1 protein-coding gene is annotated in these 965 nt (G+C 63.9%); it reads left to right on the forward strand.

Going from position 1 to position 965, the window contains the following annotated elements; all coding sequences use genetic code 11:
• Positions 1–249 precede the first annotated feature (249 nt).
• Positions 250–888, forward strand: a complete 639-nt coding sequence (locus tag MTR66_RS20345; RefSeq protein ID WP_243924410.1) for a YqaA family protein — start codon at positions 250–252, stop codon at positions 886–888.
• Positions 889–965 lie beyond the last annotated feature (77 nt).

Raw genomic sequence — 965 nt, forward strand, 5'->3', positions numbered from 1 at the left:
TCGTTGCGAAGCGCGGTTGCGGGAGGAGGCGAGTCCCCTCCGTCAGCCCTGCGGGCTGCCACCTCCCCGTGCCGGGGAGGACAGGGCCGTTTCGACTCGGTATTTCGCGATGTTCCTGATATGTACCTAAACAGCGTCACGATGTCAACACGAAAAACCAAATAGGTTATCTTCGTTAACCGCTTCGCGCTTGCCGCAACGCAACACCGCCGGTAAGCACCCGGACACTGCGACTTGCCGGAGACATCGATGCTGCGCCGCCTCTACGACTGGACCATGGAAAAGGCGGCGCATCGCCATGCGGCCTGGTGGCTGGCCGCTTTCGCCTTCATGGAGGCGAGCTTTTTTCCGGTGCCGCCGCATCCGCTGCTCGGCCTGATGTGCCTGGCCGAACCGAAGAAGGCGATCCGGTTTTCGATGATCGCCACGCTGGCCTCGGTCGCGGGCGGGTTGCTGGGCTATGCCATCGGGCACTTTGCGTTCGAAGCTTTCGGTGAGGCCATGCTGCGGGCGCTGCACTTGTACGACAGCTTCCCCAAGGCGGCCTGCTACTTGCGCGAATACGGCGCCGAGATCATCGTGGTGAAAGGGGCGACGCCGATCCCGTTCAAGCTGCTGACGATCACCGCCGGGTTCATCGGCATGAACCTGCTGGTGTTCATCGGCGCCTCGGTGATCTCGCGCTCGATCAGCTTTATGATCGTGGGTGTGCTGTTCCGCCTGTTCGGCGCGCCGATCAAGGCCTTCATCGACAAGTATCTGGGGCTGGTGACGGTGGGCTTCGTGGCCCTCATCATCGCCGGGTTCCTGGCGATTGCCTTCCTGGGCGGCGGTTCGGAGCAGACCAGTGAGAAATGCGCTTCGGCGACGATGGCAACGCTCAGGTAACCGGGCTCAACCGATCTCCGCCGCCAGCTCGCGCGCGCCGTCGCGCAGCAGGGCGCCCACGGCGTCGCGCCGGTCCG

The organism is Novosphingobium beihaiense, from assembly GCF_022832375.1.
In the GTDB taxonomy this organism is placed as follows: Bacteria; Pseudomonadota; Alphaproteobacteria; order Sphingomonadales; family Sphingomonadaceae; genus Novosphingobium; species Novosphingobium beihaiensis.

Excerpts from the sequence above, each read along its gene's own strand:
- MTR66_RS20345 (WP_243924410.1), top strand. The coding sequence starts at position 250 with ATGCTGCGCCGCCTCTACGACTGGACCATGGAAAAGGCGGCGCATCGC.